The 16,522-nt window shown below is 53.2% G+C and carries 11 protein-coding genes; 8 read left to right on the top strand and 3 right to left on the bottom strand.

The features are described from left to right. Positions 1-184 precede the first annotated feature (184 nt). Positions 185-2,644, top strand: coding sequence for a CHAT domain-containing protein (locus HQL63_13155; GenBank protein MBF0177775.1), 2,460 nt, complete (start codon positions 185-187; stop codon positions 2,642-2,644). 313 nt (positions 2,645-2,957) lie between these two features. Further along, positions 2,958-3,614 (top strand): transglycosylase SLT domain-containing protein, encoded by a 657-nt coding sequence (locus HQL63_13150; GenBank protein ID MBF0177774.1) that lies wholly within the window; start codon positions 2,958-2,960, stop codon positions 3,612-3,614. Positions 3,615-3,630: 16 nt separating this feature from the next. Here the strand turns inward: HQL63_13150 and HQL63_13145 are convergent, their stop codons facing one another. Continuing rightward, positions 3,631-4,782 (bottom strand): PilZ domain-containing protein, encoded by a 1,152-nt coding sequence (locus HQL63_13145; protein ID MBF0177773.1) that lies wholly within the window; start codon positions 4,780-4,782, stop codon positions 3,631-3,633. Positions 4,783-5,157: 375 nt separating this feature from the next. Between HQL63_13145 and HQL63_13140 the strand changes: the two genes are divergently transcribed. Then, positions 5,158-6,759, top strand: a complete 1,602-nt coding sequence (locus HQL63_13140) for a polysaccharide deacetylase family protein (GenBank protein MBF0177772.1) — start codon at positions 5,158-5,160, stop codon at positions 6,757-6,759. A gap of 763 nt (positions 6,760-7,522) precedes the next feature. Here HQL63_13140 and HQL63_13135 read toward each other — a convergent pair. After that, positions 7,523-7,948, bottom strand: a complete 426-nt coding sequence (locus tag HQL63_13135) for a DUF2782 domain-containing protein (protein MBF0177771.1) — start codon at positions 7,946-7,948, stop codon at positions 7,523-7,525. 125 nt (positions 7,949-8,073) lie between these two features. After that, positions 8,074-10,635, bottom strand: a complete 2,562-nt coding sequence (locus HQL63_13130) for a TIR domain-containing protein (protein ID MBF0177770.1) — start codon at positions 10,633-10,635, stop codon at positions 8,074-8,076. Positions 10,636-11,172: 537 nt separating this feature from the next. On the opposite strand from HQL63_13130, the gene HQL63_13125 reads away from it, so the two are divergent. The 5 genes from HQL63_13125 (at position 11,173) to HQL63_13105 (ending at position 16,348) form a co-directional block, all read left to right on the top strand. Continuing rightward, entirely contained in the window at positions 11,173-11,967 is a 795-nt protein-coding gene (locus HQL63_13125; protein ID MBF0177769.1) for an alpha/beta hydrolase, read from the top strand. A gap of 5 nt (positions 11,968-11,972) precedes the next feature. After that, positions 11,973-12,836 carry an NAD-dependent deacetylase gene (locus tag HQL63_13120; protein ID MBF0177768.1) on the top strand — a complete coding sequence of 288 codons (864 nt, stop codon included), beginning with the start codon at positions 11,973-11,975 and terminating at the stop codon, positions 12,834-12,836. A gap of 33 nt (positions 12,837-12,869) precedes the next feature. After that, positions 12,870-13,508: an HAD family hydrolase gene (locus HQL63_13115; protein MBF0177767.1), complete on the top strand. Its 639-nt coding sequence runs from the start codon at positions 12,870-12,872 to the stop codon at positions 13,506-13,508. Continuing rightward, complete coding sequence (locus tag HQL63_13110; GenBank protein MBF0177766.1) at positions 13,508-15,691, top strand: fused MFS/spermidine synthase; 2,184 nt, start codon at positions 13,508-13,510, stop codon at positions 15,689-15,691. The genes HQL63_13115 and HQL63_13110 overlap by 1 nt, the downstream gene beginning before the upstream one ends. Before the next feature lie 459 nt (positions 15,692-16,150). Continuing rightward, entirely contained in the window at positions 16,151-16,348 is a 198-nt protein-coding gene (locus tag HQL63_13105; GenBank protein ID MBF0177765.1) for a hypothetical protein, read from the top strand. Positions 16,349-16,522: the final 174 nt, after the last annotated feature.

Raw genomic sequence — 16,522 nt, 5'->3', positions numbered from 1 at the left:
CCCTTGACCCGCCAGGGAGCCAGCCCCCTGGACCCCAATTCCAAAAAGCGATCATAACCTTGGATATATTTGTTTCAGATACGATTACCCGGACTCGCAAAAGAAAACAGGGAAAAAGGGGTGCATTCCATGGCAATATCACCCCATGGGCCACGGTGAAATCCTGAGCAGAGGGCGCGAAGTCATGAAGAGATCACCCTTTTTTTTAAAAAAATTCTGCAAGGAAACTCCCCTGCGCATTCTCCTGTCGGCAATCCTGGGCGGATTGTTGTGGTCTGGTTGCGCTTCCGACAAGGCCATAGGCATGCGCATTCTGGTCATGAGCAATCGTTACTCCCAGGCGGCGGCCTATTTCGAGGAAAATTTAAACGAGGAGAGCGTCGACGTGGGCACGTTGCAGGATCTCTGCCGGGCCTACTACGAGATGAAACGGTACGAGGCATTTCAGCGTTGTTCCGACCGCTATCTGGAGCGGGTCCGATCCCAGAACCTGGATGATACACACTTTTTTCCCCAGGATGACGCACCCACCACGCGGGAGCTCATGGCACCCGTCCTGACCTGGCGTGCGTTGATGGGGCTGGAAATCGGTGATGCGCCCCAGGCGCTGGCCTACTCCCGGGAAATTCTCAACCTCCTGCAACGCGAGCCGCAAACTCCAGACCGGGACCGTTGGCTGGCCCAGGCCCACCGCGTGGCTGGTGTGGCGGAAGCCCTGCAAGGCCGTCGGACGGAAGCGCAGCTCCATTTGCGACAGTTGGAGAGCCTCATCCCCGTGCAAACCAGCCCGGAGTTGCAAGCCGCATTTCACACCGCATCCATTCAAATCGGAATGGCCCTGAAAGACTACGGCCAGGTGCGACAATCCATCGAAGAGTATGACCGGGTCCATACCATCGAAGTCCTGATGATGGCTGCCACCTGGGTCAATCCGTTGCAGGGGGCATTGAATACCCTGTCGGAAATTGGCCGTCAGGGTGTGGAAAAGCAAAGTGGCGCCTGGATGGTGGCCCTGCCGCGCCGTTTCATGCGCGCCAGAGCCTGCCTGGAAACCCACGATCTGGAGTGTGCCCGCACTGCTTTCGATGCCCTGCTCCTGGATACCCGCCTTCCCATCCTCTCGGACCTTTTTTGGATGTCCCTCTATGATCGTGGTCGAATCAGTATCCTCGACAAACGCCCGGAACAAGCCATCGGCTGGTGGGAGCGGGCCATCGAAGCCATGGAGGCCGAACCGGTTCCCTTCCACGGCTCGGTATCGGAAACCGGTGTGACCGGTGATCGGCAAGAGGTGTACCGCAAATTGATCAAACTGTTGTACCAGGTAGGGGAGCATGCCCAAGCTTTCGGGGTGGCGGAACGTGCCAAAGCCTTGGCCATGACCGATTTGCTGGCGCGTTCCACCCCCTTGCGCAGTGGCCGCGCCAATCGTTCCAACCAGGTCAAGCGGCTGCTGACCACCCTGGCGGAGATCAACGACCAGACCAGCCGCCGTGATGGCCGGCGCACCGCCGCCGAACGGGAACGCCTCCACAAAAACCGCGCCCAGCTTCTCGAACGTCTCAGCGAACTCGATTACTCGCTGGCAGCCAATCTGGGAACCAAACCTCTGACCCTGCCACGCATCCAGGAGCAACTCCCCCTGGATGAAACTCTGGTCATCTTTCACCAGTATGCACCCGGTGCGCTGCTTGCCTTTGTGGTATCCCGGAACGGATTTTACAGCGTCGATCTGCCGGATCTGCAACTGGAGCCGGGTATCGCGGCTTTGCGTCAGGCTCTCAAAACGCCGGATGGAGAAAAATGGAGACCCCTTGCCAAATCCCTCTACCACAAGCTCTGGGCGCCCATTCAGGATCAAGTCAAAACCGGCAAAGTCACCATCGTTCCCCATGGCCCGCTTCTCCACTTGCCGTTTGCCGTTCTTGCCGATGACAACAACATCCTGATGATCGATCGCTATGATCTGCGCCTGTTGCCCAGCGCCAATGTCAGTGCCTATTTTCCTCTTGGCAAACGCGGCAAGGAGGGACGCCTTGTCGCCTTTGGCGATCCCAAACGTCCCGCAGAAGAGAAGCTCCCACCTATCCCCTTGGCCCGGGATGAAGCCCTGGCCATCGCTGTCGTCGTCGCCATGTCCGACGAGCGCCTCCAGGCCCAGGTCATGCTGGGTGACCTGGCTACCAAAAACACTTTAAAAAATCTTGAGGAAGGGTACCGATACATCCATCTGGCCGCCCCTCTGGGCCTGCGTCCGACACATCCCCTGGACTCTGCCATCCTCTTGACCCCCGATCCCAACAACGATGGCCGCCTCACGGTCAGAGAGATGTACGATCTGGGCCTCGATGCCGATCTCTTGACGTTGTCCGCCACCGATCTGCCGATGACACCCAAGGATGATGGCGAAGCCGTCGCCACCTTGATGCGAGGGCTTCTTTTTGGTTTTGGCAACACCGCCGTATTCGGCTTGTGGCGTGTGGATGCCGAAACATCCCTGCTGTTCGTTCGCCGCTATTTCCAATTCCTCAGAGAGGATGGCGATAAACGCGCCGCCCTTCGACACACCCAGATCGCCATGCGCAACGAGGAGCGTTCCCACCCACACTATTGGGCCGGATTCCAGATGATCGGTCTGCCTTGAAAAGCCTGGACATGAAAAGCCTGGACATGAAAGCCTTTGTCAGGGCTTCGCCCCGAACCCCACCAGGACACCGTCTCAGGCCCTGCCAGGGAGCCAGCCCCCTGGACCCCGATGCGCGATGCGTTGCCGGGTGGTGAGTGGTGACGCAGATACAACAATAGGCTTCACCTCTGGATTATGGCCTAAAAATTGCGTTAACCCGGGCATCTGCAACTCAGGCCCGGCCTGGACCGATTCCCGGGTGTCGGGGGTGGTCTCCACCCCCTCGTTGCATCCCCTTTGAACACCCTGCCAACCCAATCGGAACGTGGAAATGGAGATTTGGATCCGTAGACATCGCTGGTCGATACTCCTGCCGCTGCTGTTGACACTTCTCTTGTCAAGCGGTTGCGCCAGTGTGCCAACTTTGCCAGCAGCGCCAGACTCACGACCCAAAAACATCAATGACGCCTGCGCCTTGCTCTCCGAGCGTGACCATTGGTGGAAAAGCCTGGAGAGCTCCGCCAACAAGTGGGGCGTCCCGGTCCATGTGCAGTTGGCCATCATCCACCAGGAATCCAAGTTTGAAAAAGATGCCCGTCCCCCCCGGGGGAAGGCACTCTGGTTCGTCCCCTGGTCACACACCACCTCGGCCTACGGCTACGCCCAGGCTCTGGATGGAACCTGGGAGTGGTATCAAAACCAAACCGGCAACCGGCACGCCTACCGTGACGACTTCGACGACGCCGTCGATTTTATCGGCTGGTACTGTAACAAAAGCAACGAACGCCTTGGCATCGACAAATGGGATACCTACAATCAATATCTGGCTTATCACGAAGGCCACAACGGCTTTGCCAAAAAAAGCTGGTTGAAAAAACCTTGGCTGGTCCAGGTGGCTGCGAAAGTCAAACGTAATGCCGAACGTTATCGTGGACAGATGCTGAATTGCAATCTAAAAGGCAGTAAAAGTTGGTGGAGTTTCATGTAGATGGCTATCATAATGATCACTCCGGCACGGATTTGTTTTGCAGTTCACGCACAACTTCCGCCTGACGCTGGTAGATATATTGTGAGATAAACACGTCGGCATCCGTTCCCGATTGAAATTTAAGTCCCAACAAAATCTTCTTTTTTTTGTTTGCCGGTTTGACCACCATGACCGTACCATGCAAGAGCAGAGTCTGCATGTTGCGGGGCGTGATGGCAATTTCCAGCGGAGTTCCGGACCGGTACTCTCCTTCCGGCACCAGAACGCCCATGCCGCCCATGGAAATATCCTGAATGTCACCCATAATCTTGGCACCGGTCACCGTCGTCATATCCGCCAACAACGGATCGCTCTCCTTGGGCCGGACACGAACCTGCCCCCGACTATCCATGCCAACGGTAGAGTATTCCAGGCGATCGAACGTGGCTTCATTCTTGGATCTCTGTAGGGAAACCAGGGATGCCTTGATGGCCCCGGGCAACATGGCATGCTTCAGGTAAGTAAAACGATCCTCGGCAATGACTGTGGCCTGGTAACGATGCACCCGCAACACCACCATGTTGCGCTGTGGCATGATCTGCAAGATGGCCGCATCGTAGGAGATGGGAACATCCTGGTAGAGATTGAAGCAAAGCAGGCCGGAATTTTTCTTTTTGATCTTGAGAAGAGTATCCGCTATGGATTCTCTGGCGGCCTCTTTGGCGTGTCGGGCGACGGCGGCAGTGATCGCCAGATCTTCGGGGGATGCCGGGGTGACTTTCGGGGCTTTCTGGCCGGTCAGAGCGGCGACATCGCCCAAACCTCGTTCTAAAAACTGTTGTAACTCACCCTTTTGCCTGTTCATCTCCTCGTTCAGGTGACTTTCCACGTCTCTCCTCATCTCCATGATGGTCCGTTCCAACGCCTCCCGCTCGGTCAGCAGCGTATGGTATCCTTTCTCCTCCTCCCCGGAAATGTCGGGCAACCGCTTCAACTGCATGCCAGGGTAAAAATGCCGATAGAATATGTACCCGGCAGCATAGGAGAGCGCATTGGGTATCGACGCCGACTTCTGCCCACGCACGACCTCAAGATTTTTAAAAAAATTCTTGACAAATCGCCCCACATATTGCTGAAAGAATGGCCGCAGCTTGAGCAAGGCCTGTTGATCCATCTGTGGTTCGGTCATGGTCACGCATCCCCGTGAATTCGTCTAACATGCGGCGTCCGTTGTCGTCTGGAGGCCATTATCCATATCGGCAAAATTGCAAAAAATCGTAACTGTCCAACGCCCTTCAAAAAAAACCTGGACATGAAAGCCTTTGTCGGGGCTTCGCCCCGAACCCCACCAGGGCGCTGCCCTGGACCTGCCAGGGAGCCAGCCCCCTGGACCCCGATTCGTTGCCGGGTACCGATTGGTACCCCGTCAGTCGTCCTTTTTTTGGACTCTCCGCCCACTCCGGAATCCGTCTGGCTGCTGCGTACCCTGGCCATCTGTCCGACAATTTCCATAAGCAGTGTCGTGGCGTCCCATGGGCAGGCTCTTTCCCGGGAAGCAAAATCCTTGCTGAAACGGGGCACCTACCATTTCCCGGGACATTGGGCTGAACAGGGACCGGAGTTGCCGGTCCGCCAGGCCATCCGGGCGGTGGAGCAAACTTTTCAAGCCGATTTTCCCCCATGTGTCCCAAAACCCATCTCCTGGGCCGCCTTATGCCAAATTCACGGCATCTTCTGTATCAGCCTGGAGCGCGTTCCTCTTGCCGAGGCTGCCCGGATGCTGCAACAATGTCAACCTGACATGGGGATCATTCTGGCCCCCACGGGGATCGATTCACTTCTGTTTTCCATCCCTCGTCTTGGTTCCCTGAGATTGCACGGAGGACCATTTTTTCCTGGCGGCAAGGCCTCTCCCCCGGGACTTCGGGAACTTTCACGGGGTGAAAATCAGATTTTGTTGACGTTGCATTGGTTGGCAGCGTCCGATCAGACGGATGGAACCCTCGTGGCCCGGCATGATGTGGCCATCGAACCCTGCGCCACCCCGGAAAGCCTGGCCATTCTGACCAGACAGTCAGGGGTTTTGCTGGTGCATGATTTTCTCATGGCCCATGCCACCCGTCCCGGAGTGGACTCACCCACCCTGAGCCATCGGGTCAGGGGTTTTCTTTCCGAGCGATCATGCCTCTTGGCAACGGCAAATCACGGCTTGGCGTCCGACTCCCCTGTACCCGATCTTCCGACTCCACGTTTGTCCGGGCAGGCAACCCGTTCATATCGGCGGCGCATTCTGGAGATGCAGCGGTATCGCAACATGTCTCCTGCGGAACAGGCTGAGAAAATTCTCACGGAGTCGGCGCAATATCTCCAGGGGCACCCTGCCAGTCGGGAGCGTCTGGCGCAATTTTCCGCATGCGGAGACGCCCCGATTCTGGTGTTCTATTACCACCGCACTGCCAACGATCATGGTCATGGCATCACCTTGCCGTTGGAGGAGTTTGCCAGACAGGTGACCTTCATGCAGCGGCATGCCGATCTGCTCTCTCTGGATGCGGCCATCCAACGGCTGGAGAGGCGCTGCAACCCCCGCCTGGCCGTGGTCATCACCATCGATGACGGATATGCCCGGGATTTGACAACCTCCCTCCCCTGGCTGGAAATGCGCGGCTATCCGGCGGCGTTGTTTATCACTCCCGGGTTGATGTTGCAACGGGCCACTCCGTTGGGATTCGACCTCATGACTCCGGACGATGTGCGCCACCTGCGCCAGCGGGGATTCGATATAGGCTCCCACACCATGTGGCATGCGGATTTGGGGCAAAACACCGGACCACAGGTGGATATTGAACTCCGGCGCAGCAGGGAGATCCTGGAAGAGATCTTGCGGGAACCGGTGCGACATTTTGCCTTTCCATTTGGTGTCCATGGCAAAAATATAACCCGGGAGGCTTTCGCCAAGGCGCACGCTTTATACCCGTATCTCCTCTCGGCCTACGGGGGATACAACTTTCCCAGTCGCTTCGATAGCGTGCATGTGCGGCGTTTTCCCACCCCCGGTTCCGTGTTGGAGGTGGCGCGTCTGCTGGCCGGATTTGTTCCTGGCTGGATGGATCCCCATCAAAAGGTGCCGTGGGAAACGCCGGTCAATACCATTCCACCATTTTAAGGGACAGCCCCGAATGGATGGCAGAGGGTTGATATAAGGCTTTCCTGTCCGCAACCATTCACCACCCGGCAACGAACCGGGGTCCAGGGGGCTGGCTCCCTGGTGATGGGATGGACCCACCCCTCTTCAAATTCGGCCTCTGATGGGCCACACTGGAAAGCAGTACCAAACCAGTCACATTGAGAGAGGGAGGGTCCGAGATGAATATTACGACAATCGGTATCGACATTGCCAAGTCTGTTTTCCAGATTACCGGGATGGATAAGCCGTGGGAAGATCGTGCAGAGAAAGCGGGTGTCTCGTGAGAAGTTTGTGCAGACGCTGGGGCCATTGTCCGGACCTGGTGGTGATCCGGTTGTGGTGGGGATGGAGGCGTGCGGCAGTGCGCATCACTGGGCACGGCAGTTGGGGGGGCTGGGTTTTACTGTGACGGCAAGACAGGTTGGACCGGCTCCTTCCGAACCCGTTTGACCCGCAGGCACTTTTAAGGTCGTCCTGGCGATCTGGGGGAGGGAGCGCGATTCCCATCATGGCCCGGGGATCAAACATGAAGATCCCCACTGAGAGGCCGAATATACGGGTGCAATCTTACCCCTCGTCTGTGCTATCAAGAGTCGATTCCACTTTGCAATTAGGGGTGGGTCCATATACGGGTCAAGGGCAGCGCCCTTGCGGGGTCCGGGGCAGCGCCCCGTTTTGTTTTTGTACGCCCCCCCTCTCCCAGGCCTTTTTTGCGCTGTTGGCAAAAAAGGCCCAATCAAAGCTATTTCCGATACAAAACCCAGGGCGGCAGGACCAGACGGGGGGCATCCCCTTCCAGGCGGGTATCAAACCGGCCATTGCCGGTCGTATCGACCAGGTAGTATCCCGGTTCGGCAGAGGGGGAGACCTGTACTTGAAACACAGCGCCGTTGATGACAAACTCCCGCACCTGATTTTCCGCGCCGTCCTCGTAGAGGCGAATGACCATTTTTTGGCCTGGGTTGTCCGGCGCCAAATCCTCTTCAAATTGGGAAACCAGGGCGCCGTGGGGCGGCAGGGGAAAATCGATGCCACTCCAGGCCAGAGAGGCCGGAAACCAGGTCAGCAGGAAAAAGGCCAGGCCAACCCGTCGCTGGTCGGGAGATACTTGCGAGAGAAGAGTCCCAATCGGATTGGGCCGCATCATGCTGTTTGACCTGTTGGCCATGGCAAAGCTCCATCTGGCGATATCACATCCACCCCCGGGGGGGAGTGTAGCAGAATCGGGGGGGGGGTGGGCCACGGTGGGCTTTTGATTTCTTGCGGAAAGAAAATGGCAACCGCAATGAAGATTTATTTGTTTCGACGTTTTATTAACCGAAGAAGCGTCTGAAACTCCTTTTCTATATCTTCATTTTCGCCATAGTAACGCACACAGCTAAAAATATTGGCATCAGGAAAATCAATTTCTTCCAACTTGATATAGATAAAGCTATCTCTCTTATTGGTTGGATCACGGACAGAAAACGCTTCTCTTTCTCTGACAGGCCAATCCGCAGCCACCGAATAGCTTGACAAAGTTAATAAACCTATTCGTGATTTATCAATACCTTCGCTTATTTTTCGTGCAACAAGGTTTCCGCGTCTAATTTCTTCGCTATCTAACCAAACATTCAAGTTTTCATCTTGGAGACGAGTGAATAAATATTTAATAATATCTTGATCTTCATGACTATAACTTATAAATACGTCGTATTCATACTCTTTTTCTGGCTTATCTCCGCATTGGAATGACCAATGATCTCCTTGTTTTACTCTTGAAAGGTTTTTTGGCAGTTCAATGTATTTTGTAAAATCCAATTCAAATATTTCAAAAGTCTCTTGCCAATCATTCTTGTCTCCTATTAAAGGATAAAGCATATTAGATCCCTTTTCTCTCGAAACAAACTTGATCTTTTCTTCGATTCCTTCACGAAAAAATGAGATATATGCTGTATTTTTGCCATTTGAAAAAATTTTCTCAATTTTCATATCATAAAGAACTTTCTTCTCGACAATGATTCCCTTTCTTCTCAGACTTTCTAAATACGCCATCATTTTTTTCGGTTCTGAGTCTTTGGGTATCAAAAAACCATGACGCCTTAGCTGATCGAATGATACGCTTCTCCTCTTATTGCTTTTGAGTTCATCTGAGAGAGATTTGACTTTTTCTTCTTGATCAAGTTTAATTAGGTCATCAAAATTTAATCTTTTTTCAAAATATGGTAACAAAATAGTGTATTGTCTTGAAATTTTAATTTTATGTTTTGAAAAATACTCTTTTAAATTATTAACTTCTTGAAAAACGTCGATACCACTATTTAGATTAACATAATTATTAGCAATACGAAAAATGGAAATATCATCTATCTTGTTATCTTTATATATGGAGTATTTTTTTTCCAATTTACTAAAAAGATTATTGGCATTTAAGTCTTTTGATGTAACAACATCAACAGAAACAATTACTTCAAGATAAGTATCCTTTATAATTAGTATGTTTTTCTCTTTAACTATACCCTTTTCAAGAAGAAAACTGTCCGTAATTTTTTCTTCCTTGGGACATCTTTCATTGATTTCATCTAAGGATATACCGCCGCGCGCATCGCAGCGCGCCATTTCAAAACCAAGATTGGCAACTTTTTCTAGTTTTTTAATTTTATTTAATTCACTAATTGTCAGAATATTTCGTGGCGGATTTATCTCTTTCGTTTTTGCGATTAACCTTATTTTCTCCATTTCTACCGGATATGAAAATTTGCGTCCCTCGCTTTCTTTGAGCAATGTCTGGCCATCAGTAACCTTGCTTTGCCCTTCTGTCCGCGAATCGGAACTGGTCGAGTCTTTCTGGGTTGTTGAGCTGGCATAATCTGGAGTATAGAACATGTCATAACGTTTTTTTAGGTAATATCTGTGCCAAGCTGTAAAATGCTCTGGATTAAAACGACCGTCTTGTGCGTTTTTTGTCATTATAGACATAATTTTAATATAGGGAATCTTGCCTTTATCTGAATTTACCTCTTCCAGAGTGGTTACGGCATCCACTAAAATCATAGCATGTATTAAATCAAGTTGATCTTGACCGCATTTTTTAAGATACGAATTAAGATTGTGAACGTTATTTTCCGCGCAAAGCTCATCACGGAACAGTGATAAACCGCCGAAGCCCTCCTTGCTCTTAATGTACCATTCATGATGAGTAAGTGCGGCTATAGCATCTTCTTTGATTTTACCTTGATTGGCTGCAAGAAGAACTCGATAACCTTCAAGAGTATGTCTTTGAAATCCCGCTTCTTCAATATCATCATACTCAAACCTTTTTTCAAGCATTGGCACATTGACAGATTTTTTTCCAACATCATGTAGAAATGCGGCCATAACGCCGCGAACAATTTTCCCTTTTTCCCATCCTAACTCAGAACCAATAACCATCATATTACAGCCAGCATTTATACTGTGTACAGCTGACTTTGAGTGATGCCCGATAAGGCCAGAAAGGGCATCGATAGCATCCTGACTAAAAAAATCAAGCGCTTCCTTGATTTGATCCTCAATCATTTCTTTTGCAGAATTAAATTTGGATAATGCGTCACTGGGTAGTAAGTTTGTGATATCATCGATCGCATGAAGCATTTTTTCAACTTCATTAATGGATTTATAAATTTTTTTTGCAAACAAATGATGTGCTTTTATTTTTTTAATCCCTGACCTTATAAATCCATCTATTATATCATCTGACAGCGGGAAGCCATGAGCCAACAATAGTTTTTTGTCAGGAGGTTGACCATATACATCCTCGGAAAGAGCCATTCCTTGCAACAGTGCATCTCTCTCATTTTTGAGATCATAATATCTTCCTTCCAACATTACCTCCATCTTTAACCTTTAGAACGCTCGCCTCATATCCTTACTACATCTAACACATATATCTACCATAATCCACATCACTCTGTAAACAGTAATTTTTTTATGATGCTTATCAAATTAATTGTTTATAAATTTGATTTGTTTTTTTTTAATTAATCCTTATAATGTTTTGTTTGTATGAATATTTTATAAACAGTGGGGTCTGTAACGATATGACTGTGTTTAATTTTAACTTACATCAAAGGCAAAATATTGCAGTATGATGTAAGAAAACATTCAATAAACGGACCTGCATGGCCAAAAATAGAGTTTTTGTAAAAGGGTGTGGAGAACAGCCTTTCGCATAGGCCGGGGAATTCTTCCCTGGCAGCGATAAAATCCACTGGATCCTGATCGCAACCGGTACCACGACGTGCCCCCTTTGCCGCGTTGGTGTTTGGGAGGGGTGGGCTTTTGATTTCTCGTTGCGGCTTGCGCACAATCCAGGCAGAATCGCCCCCGGACGCTGGACGATATTTCCCCCCCTGCCTCGGAGATTACGAGCAGATGCATCTGGATCCGTCCGAGACCATCTTGGACCACCCGACTGTCCTGCGGGTCATGTTTCATCCCCGCCGCAGTGATTTTCAGTCCGGGGATGGCACGTCGACGCTGGACTTCCATCTTCCCGTAACACCCCGGATCCGTTTGGGAAGTCGGCTTTTTATCGCCGCGCCCGATGCGCCTCTGATTCTCTATTTCCATGGGAATGGCGAGATCGCCGCCGATTACGATGGTATCGCGCCCGCTTATACCGGCATGGGTGTCTCCTTGATGGTGGTGGATTTTCGCGGCTATGGCCACAGTGACGGCGCCCCCTCGGGCACAGCCCTGTTGACCGATGCCTTGGCCGTATACCAAAACCTCTCTGCCACCCTGGCGCCTTACGGCATCCGCCCACCTCGGGTTTACGTCATGGGCCGCTCTCTCGGCAGCGCATCAGCCTTGGAGATTGCGGCACATGGCCAACCGTCGCCGGCAGGCTTGATCCTGGAAAGCGGCTTCGCGCACACCATACCCCTCCTGGAGAGATTGGGGTGCCAGTTTCAAGGCGAGGTTCCCGAGGAGTTGGGGTTTGGCAACCTGGAAAAAATGCGCAAGACAACCATTCCGACTTTGATCATCCACGGCGAGGAGGATTGGATCATCCCGGTTACCGACGGGCATACCCTGGCCGAACAATCCCCTGCCCAGCGCAAAAAATTGTTGATCATCCCCGGAGCCGGGCACAACGATCTGATGATCGTTGGCATTCAGGCCTATTTCCAGTCCATTGGCAGTTTTGTCCACGATCCATCATGAACGAAATGTCCCTGGCCACACGCTATCGAAACGCCGCCCGTGTCGTCGCCGAGGCCGATGCCTTGTTGATCACGGCTGGGGCTGGCATGGGGGTGGATTCCGGCTTGCCTGATTTTCGGGGCGATACCGGCTTTTGGCAGAGCTACCCCGTTCTTGCCCGTCAGGGACTCAGCTTTGCAGAGATGGCCAATCCCCAATGGTTCCGTCAGGATCCTCACTTGGCATGGGCTTTCTACGGGCACCGGCTCAACCTCTACCGGCGCACCGAGCCCCACGCCGGATTTGCCTGGTTGCTTGCCCTGATCAAGTCCAAGCCGGCGGGAGGCTTTGTCCTGACTTCCAATGTGGATCATCAATTTCAAAAAGCCGGCTTCGATCCGGAGCGCATCGAAGAGTGCCACGGCTCCATCGAACATCTGCAATGCACGACGCCTTGCCACCAGGAGATCTGGTCGGCGGCGTCCACTCAGCTCCAGGTCGATGAAACCCGCTTTCGCGCTCTGGACCCTTTGCCACGTTGCCCGCGCTGCGACCACCTGGCCCGGCCCAATATCCTGATGTTTGGTGACAGCGACTGGCTTGGCCACCGCACCACCCAACAGGAGGAGCGCCTGCACCGTTGGCTGGACGATATCCAGACCAACAACCAACGTATCGCCATCATCGAGCTGGGAGCCGGTTTGGCTGTCCCCACGATCCGCTACCGCTCCGAGGCCTACGCCGCACGCCTGGGAGGTGTGCTGATCCGTATCAATCCGCGTGACCACGAAGTTTCGGACCCGTCCCATATTTCGTTGCCGGTCAGTGCCGCCGTGGGTATTGCCAGCCTCAGTGCCACCTCGGAGACCGCTCCAAAAGGGGTAAAATGAAAGATTTTGTCTCTGCTGCCAGGATGCATCATCTTGTTTCATATCTTTTTCTTCGATTTTGATGGCGTTTTGGCCGACTCTGTCCCGGTCAAGGATGCCGCCCTGGCCCATCTGTTTCGTGCCCACGATGTTGCCGTGCAGGAGCGGGCCATGGCGGTTTGGAATCGCCACAAGGGTGTGTTCCGTCCGGAGCGTATTCGCCGTGTTTTTCGCGAAGCTCTCGGCGTGGTCCTGGATGACCGGGCCGTGGCCGCCCAGGTGGCCCTGTTTGTGGAGCAGGGGGTGGAACGCACGGTTTCTGCCCCGCCCATTGCCGGATCCCTGGCCTTTCTGGAACGTTATGCGGCGCAATATCCCTGCTACGTGGTTTCGACCGGCCCCCAATCGGAGGTACGGGAGATTGTCACCCGGCGTGGTATCGCGCACCATTTTCGTGGCATTTTTGGCGGGCCCGAGACGAAGCCGGTTATTTTGTCCCGAATTTTGGCGCAGGAGGGGTGTTCACCCGATGCGGCCCTGTTTTTGGGCGACTCCATCACGGATTTCACCTCTGCCCAGGCGGTCAACATGCCCTTTCTGGGTGTGGTGGCGCCCGGTTTGTCCAATCCCTTTCCTGTGGATATTGCCGTCGTTCCCGATTTGACCACGCTGACACCCAACGGTTCCGCTTGATGAGCATGCGGCTTTTTGCCCTGCAAGGAATTGCCTTTGGGGCCGCCTTTCTGCTTTTCCAGATGGAGTTGATCGCCGCCAAGGCGTTGCTGCCCCGTTTTGGGGGCAGTTTTTTGGTCTGGAGCATGGCGGTGGTGTTTTTCCAGGGCATTTTGATCCTGGGATACCTGGCGGTGCATCTGGGGATCCGTCTTTTGGGAATCCGCAGGTGGTTCCACCTCTATCTGCTGCTGCTTTTGCTGACCATACCCGCCCTGGTCACCGGTCTGCCGACCTTGTTGCACCCGGTTCCACAACTCGCCGATACCCCCTTTTTGCCCCGACTTCTCCTGACCCTGTTTCTATCCACCGGGCCGGTTTTTTGGGCGCTCTCCACCCTGGGTGTTGGGACACAAAAATGGTTGGCGGCGTCGGGCCTGCCTGAAGCCACTAACCCGTTTTCCCTTTATGGAATTTCCAATCTGGGGGCTTTTGCCGCCCTGTTCTCCTATCCACTGTTGGTGGAACCCCATCTCACCCTGGTCCAGCAAATCACCGTCTGGCAACTGGGATATGTCTTGTTGACCCTGGTCCAATGGGCCGCTTTTCCCATCCGCTTCCCTTTGCCTCAACAAGAGGTCATTTCCGCACCGACTGGAAAAATTTTCGGACGCGAACGCTCGATCTGGTTTTTGTTGTCAGCGGCTGGTAATGCCCTTTACTTGGCCACCACCAATCTGATCACCATGGATCTGGCATCGGTGCCACTGTTGTGGACGCTGCCTTTGGGAGTTTTTCTGGGCAGTTTCTGGCTTACCTTCAAGGCCCGACCCTGGTATCCGGAGTGGCTGCGAACCAGGTTCTATCTTGCTGTTCCTGTTGGAATTTTCCTGTTTTTACTTCAGATAAAAGGTATCGATCTTGCGTCTGTTGTTTTGTCGATTTTTCTGCACTTGTTGACTCTTTTTCTGTTGTGCATGGCCTGCCTGGGTGAGTTGCACCGGTTTCGCCCCCGGGATCCACAACAAATGACCGGTTTTTATCTGACTGTGGCTGTGGGCGGATTTGCCGGCACACTTCTGGTGGGTTGGCTGGTGCCGGCCAGTGGCATTCCTGTCCTGATCGAATATCCATGCGCCATGCTGTTGGCGGTATTGGCTCTGGCCCTGGATCCTGCTGCCCGGCCACTGCACTTTCGTGATGGGTTTTGGGTTGCCGCCATGGTGTTGGTTCTGTTGGGATGGCCTCTCTTTTCCGTTGACGGGATCTCCCTTCAGGGAAACCTGCTTTCCATGCTGCTGGCCGTTCCCACATTGTTCATCTTTTCGGCGTTGCGCGACAAACCCAGACCTTTGGCCCTGACCCTGCTGGCTGTGGTTTTGATCGTCCCCTTCTCCGATGATTTGGCGCCGGATCGTTCTTTGACCTATCGTCATCGCAACCATTATGGAATCTATCAGATTTTTACCAAGAACGACCGGAGGATCCTGAAACACGGATCCACCTATCATGGCGCCCAGTGGCTGGACTCCCGGCGTCGCAACATACCCCAACTCTACTATCACCCCGTCACGCCTGTGGGCCGTTTACTGGAGAGCGGGGCCATCTCTTTGCACAACATGGCCATCGTGGGGTTGGGCACCGGCAGTTTGGCCGCTTATGCCCGGCCTGGCCAATCCATGACATTTTTTGAGCTGGATCCCGATGATGGCGCCATTGCCCGTGACCACTTTTCCTATCTCCGCGAAAGTCGGGGAGATATCCAGATCCGTTTTGGTGATGCCCGTTTGTCGTTGGAGGAGATGCCAAACCAGATCTACGACCTTTTGGTGGTGGATGCCTTCAACAGCGACTCCATTCCCATCCATCTGCTGACCACCGAGGCCCTGCGGGCTTATCGGCGCACCCTGCGACCTGATGGTCTCATCCTGTTTCATGTTTCCAACCGCTTCCTGGATTTGACGACCGCCTTGTGGACCAATGGCCGCTTTGTCGGTGCCCAAACCCTGTCGCTTGCCAATCCGCCGCCTGAGAGTGCCGATGCCGAACCTTCCCGTTGGGTCGCCATGAGTTGGAGTTCCGCCACGGTGGAAAAGCTGGTTGACCCGCTTGGCTGGTCGCTCTTGAACGACCAGGACAATCCCCCCCTCTCGCGTCCCTGGACGGATGATTACTCCAATTTGATCTCCGTGCTGCTGTTTTGATCCAAAAAACGGTTGAAAAACTGGGATGGAGGTCCAGGAGGAAGGGCTGCGCCCTTCCTCCTGGTGGGGTTCGGGGCGAAGCCCTGACAAAGGCTTTCATGTCCCAATCACGACCCCAGGGGTTCGGGGCGAAGCCCTGACAAAGGCTTTCATGTCCCAATCACGACCCCAGGGGTTCGGGGCGAAGCCCTGACAAAGGCTTTCATGTCTCAATCACGACCCCATCGGCATTTTTGGTCTTCCCCTGAATCGTCTTTCGTGGTTGACTCGGCCACGGCTCGGTCTCTTCCCTGAGTGGAGAACCTGGCAAGCGGTTGCTTGCCAAACCGGGCCTATGTCAATCAGGGCAATGATGCTACCCCTTCCTGGATGGTAAAATTTGCTCCGATGGCCGAAAGGATGATCATGGCCCATGTTTCTACTCTCCATTGTTTCCGGGAAGTTTGCAGGGAGTTTCCGATGCGCTATTTGGCGACAGTTTTGTTTTTGACATTGTTTTTGGGGGGGTGCGCGGTGATGGCGGTGACGGATGCGGCGATTTCTGTGGCCTCGACGGCTGTGGGTGCCGGGGCCAAGGTCGTCGGAACAACCGTGGATGTTGCGACCAGTGGCGTCAAGGCAATTGCCGGCAGTGGTGACAAGGATGAAGGTAAATGAACGTGGGATCGAAAATGGGGCCATGATCATCGTTTCGGCCACCGGGTTGGTGATGCCCGTCTGACCCGTCCACAACAGATTGGATATGCACATAAAATTGAACAGGTTCCAGAATTTTTGGTGGTGCCCGACATTGACCTAATTGCCTGATGTGGCGTAAATTTTCTCTGACAC

It is taken from the genome of Magnetococcales bacterium (assembly GCA_015231175.1).
Taxonomy (GTDB): Bacteria; Pseudomonadota; Magnetococcia; order Magnetococcales; family DC0425bin3; genus HA3dbin3.
Note: the sequence above shows the minus strand (reverse complement) of the source record. Positions and strands in the feature narration are given on the sequence as shown.

What these genes read in the sequence shown, in the direction of transcription:
- HQL63_13155 (MBF0177775.1), top strand. Translation starts at nt 185, where the DNA reads ATGAAGAGATCACCCTTTTTTTTAAAAAAATTCTGCAAGGAAACTCCC.
- HQL63_13105 (MBF0177765.1), top strand. Translation starts at nt 16,151, where the DNA reads ATGCGCTATTTGGCGACAGTTTTGTTTTTGACATTGTTTTTGGGGGGG.
- HQL63_13130 (MBF0177770.1), bottom strand. Translation starts at nt 10,635, where the DNA reads ATGGAGGTAATGTTGGAAGGAAGATATTATGATCTCAAAAATGAGAGA.
- HQL63_13135 (MBF0177771.1), bottom strand. Translation starts at nt 7,948, where the DNA reads ATGGCCAACAGGTCAAACAGCATGATGCGGCCCAATCCGATTGGGACT.
- HQL63_13150 (MBF0177774.1), top strand. Translation starts at nt 2,958, where the DNA reads ATGGAGATTTGGATCCGTAGACATCGCTGGTCGATACTCCTGCCGCTG.
- HQL63_13120 (MBF0177768.1), top strand. Translation starts at nt 11,973, where the DNA reads ATGTCCCTGGCCACACGCTATCGAAACGCCGCCCGTGTCGTCGCCGAG.
- HQL63_13145 (MBF0177773.1), bottom strand. Translation starts at nt 4,782, where the DNA reads ATGACCGAACCACAGATGGATCAACAGGCCTTGCTCAAGCTGCGGCCA.
- HQL63_13110 (MBF0177766.1), top strand. Translation starts at nt 13,508, where the DNA reads ATGAGCATGCGGCTTTTTGCCCTGCAAGGAATTGCCTTTGGGGCCGCC.
- HQL63_13125 (MBF0177769.1), top strand. Translation starts at nt 11,173, where the DNA reads ATGCATCTGGATCCGTCCGAGACCATCTTGGACCACCCGACTGTCCTG.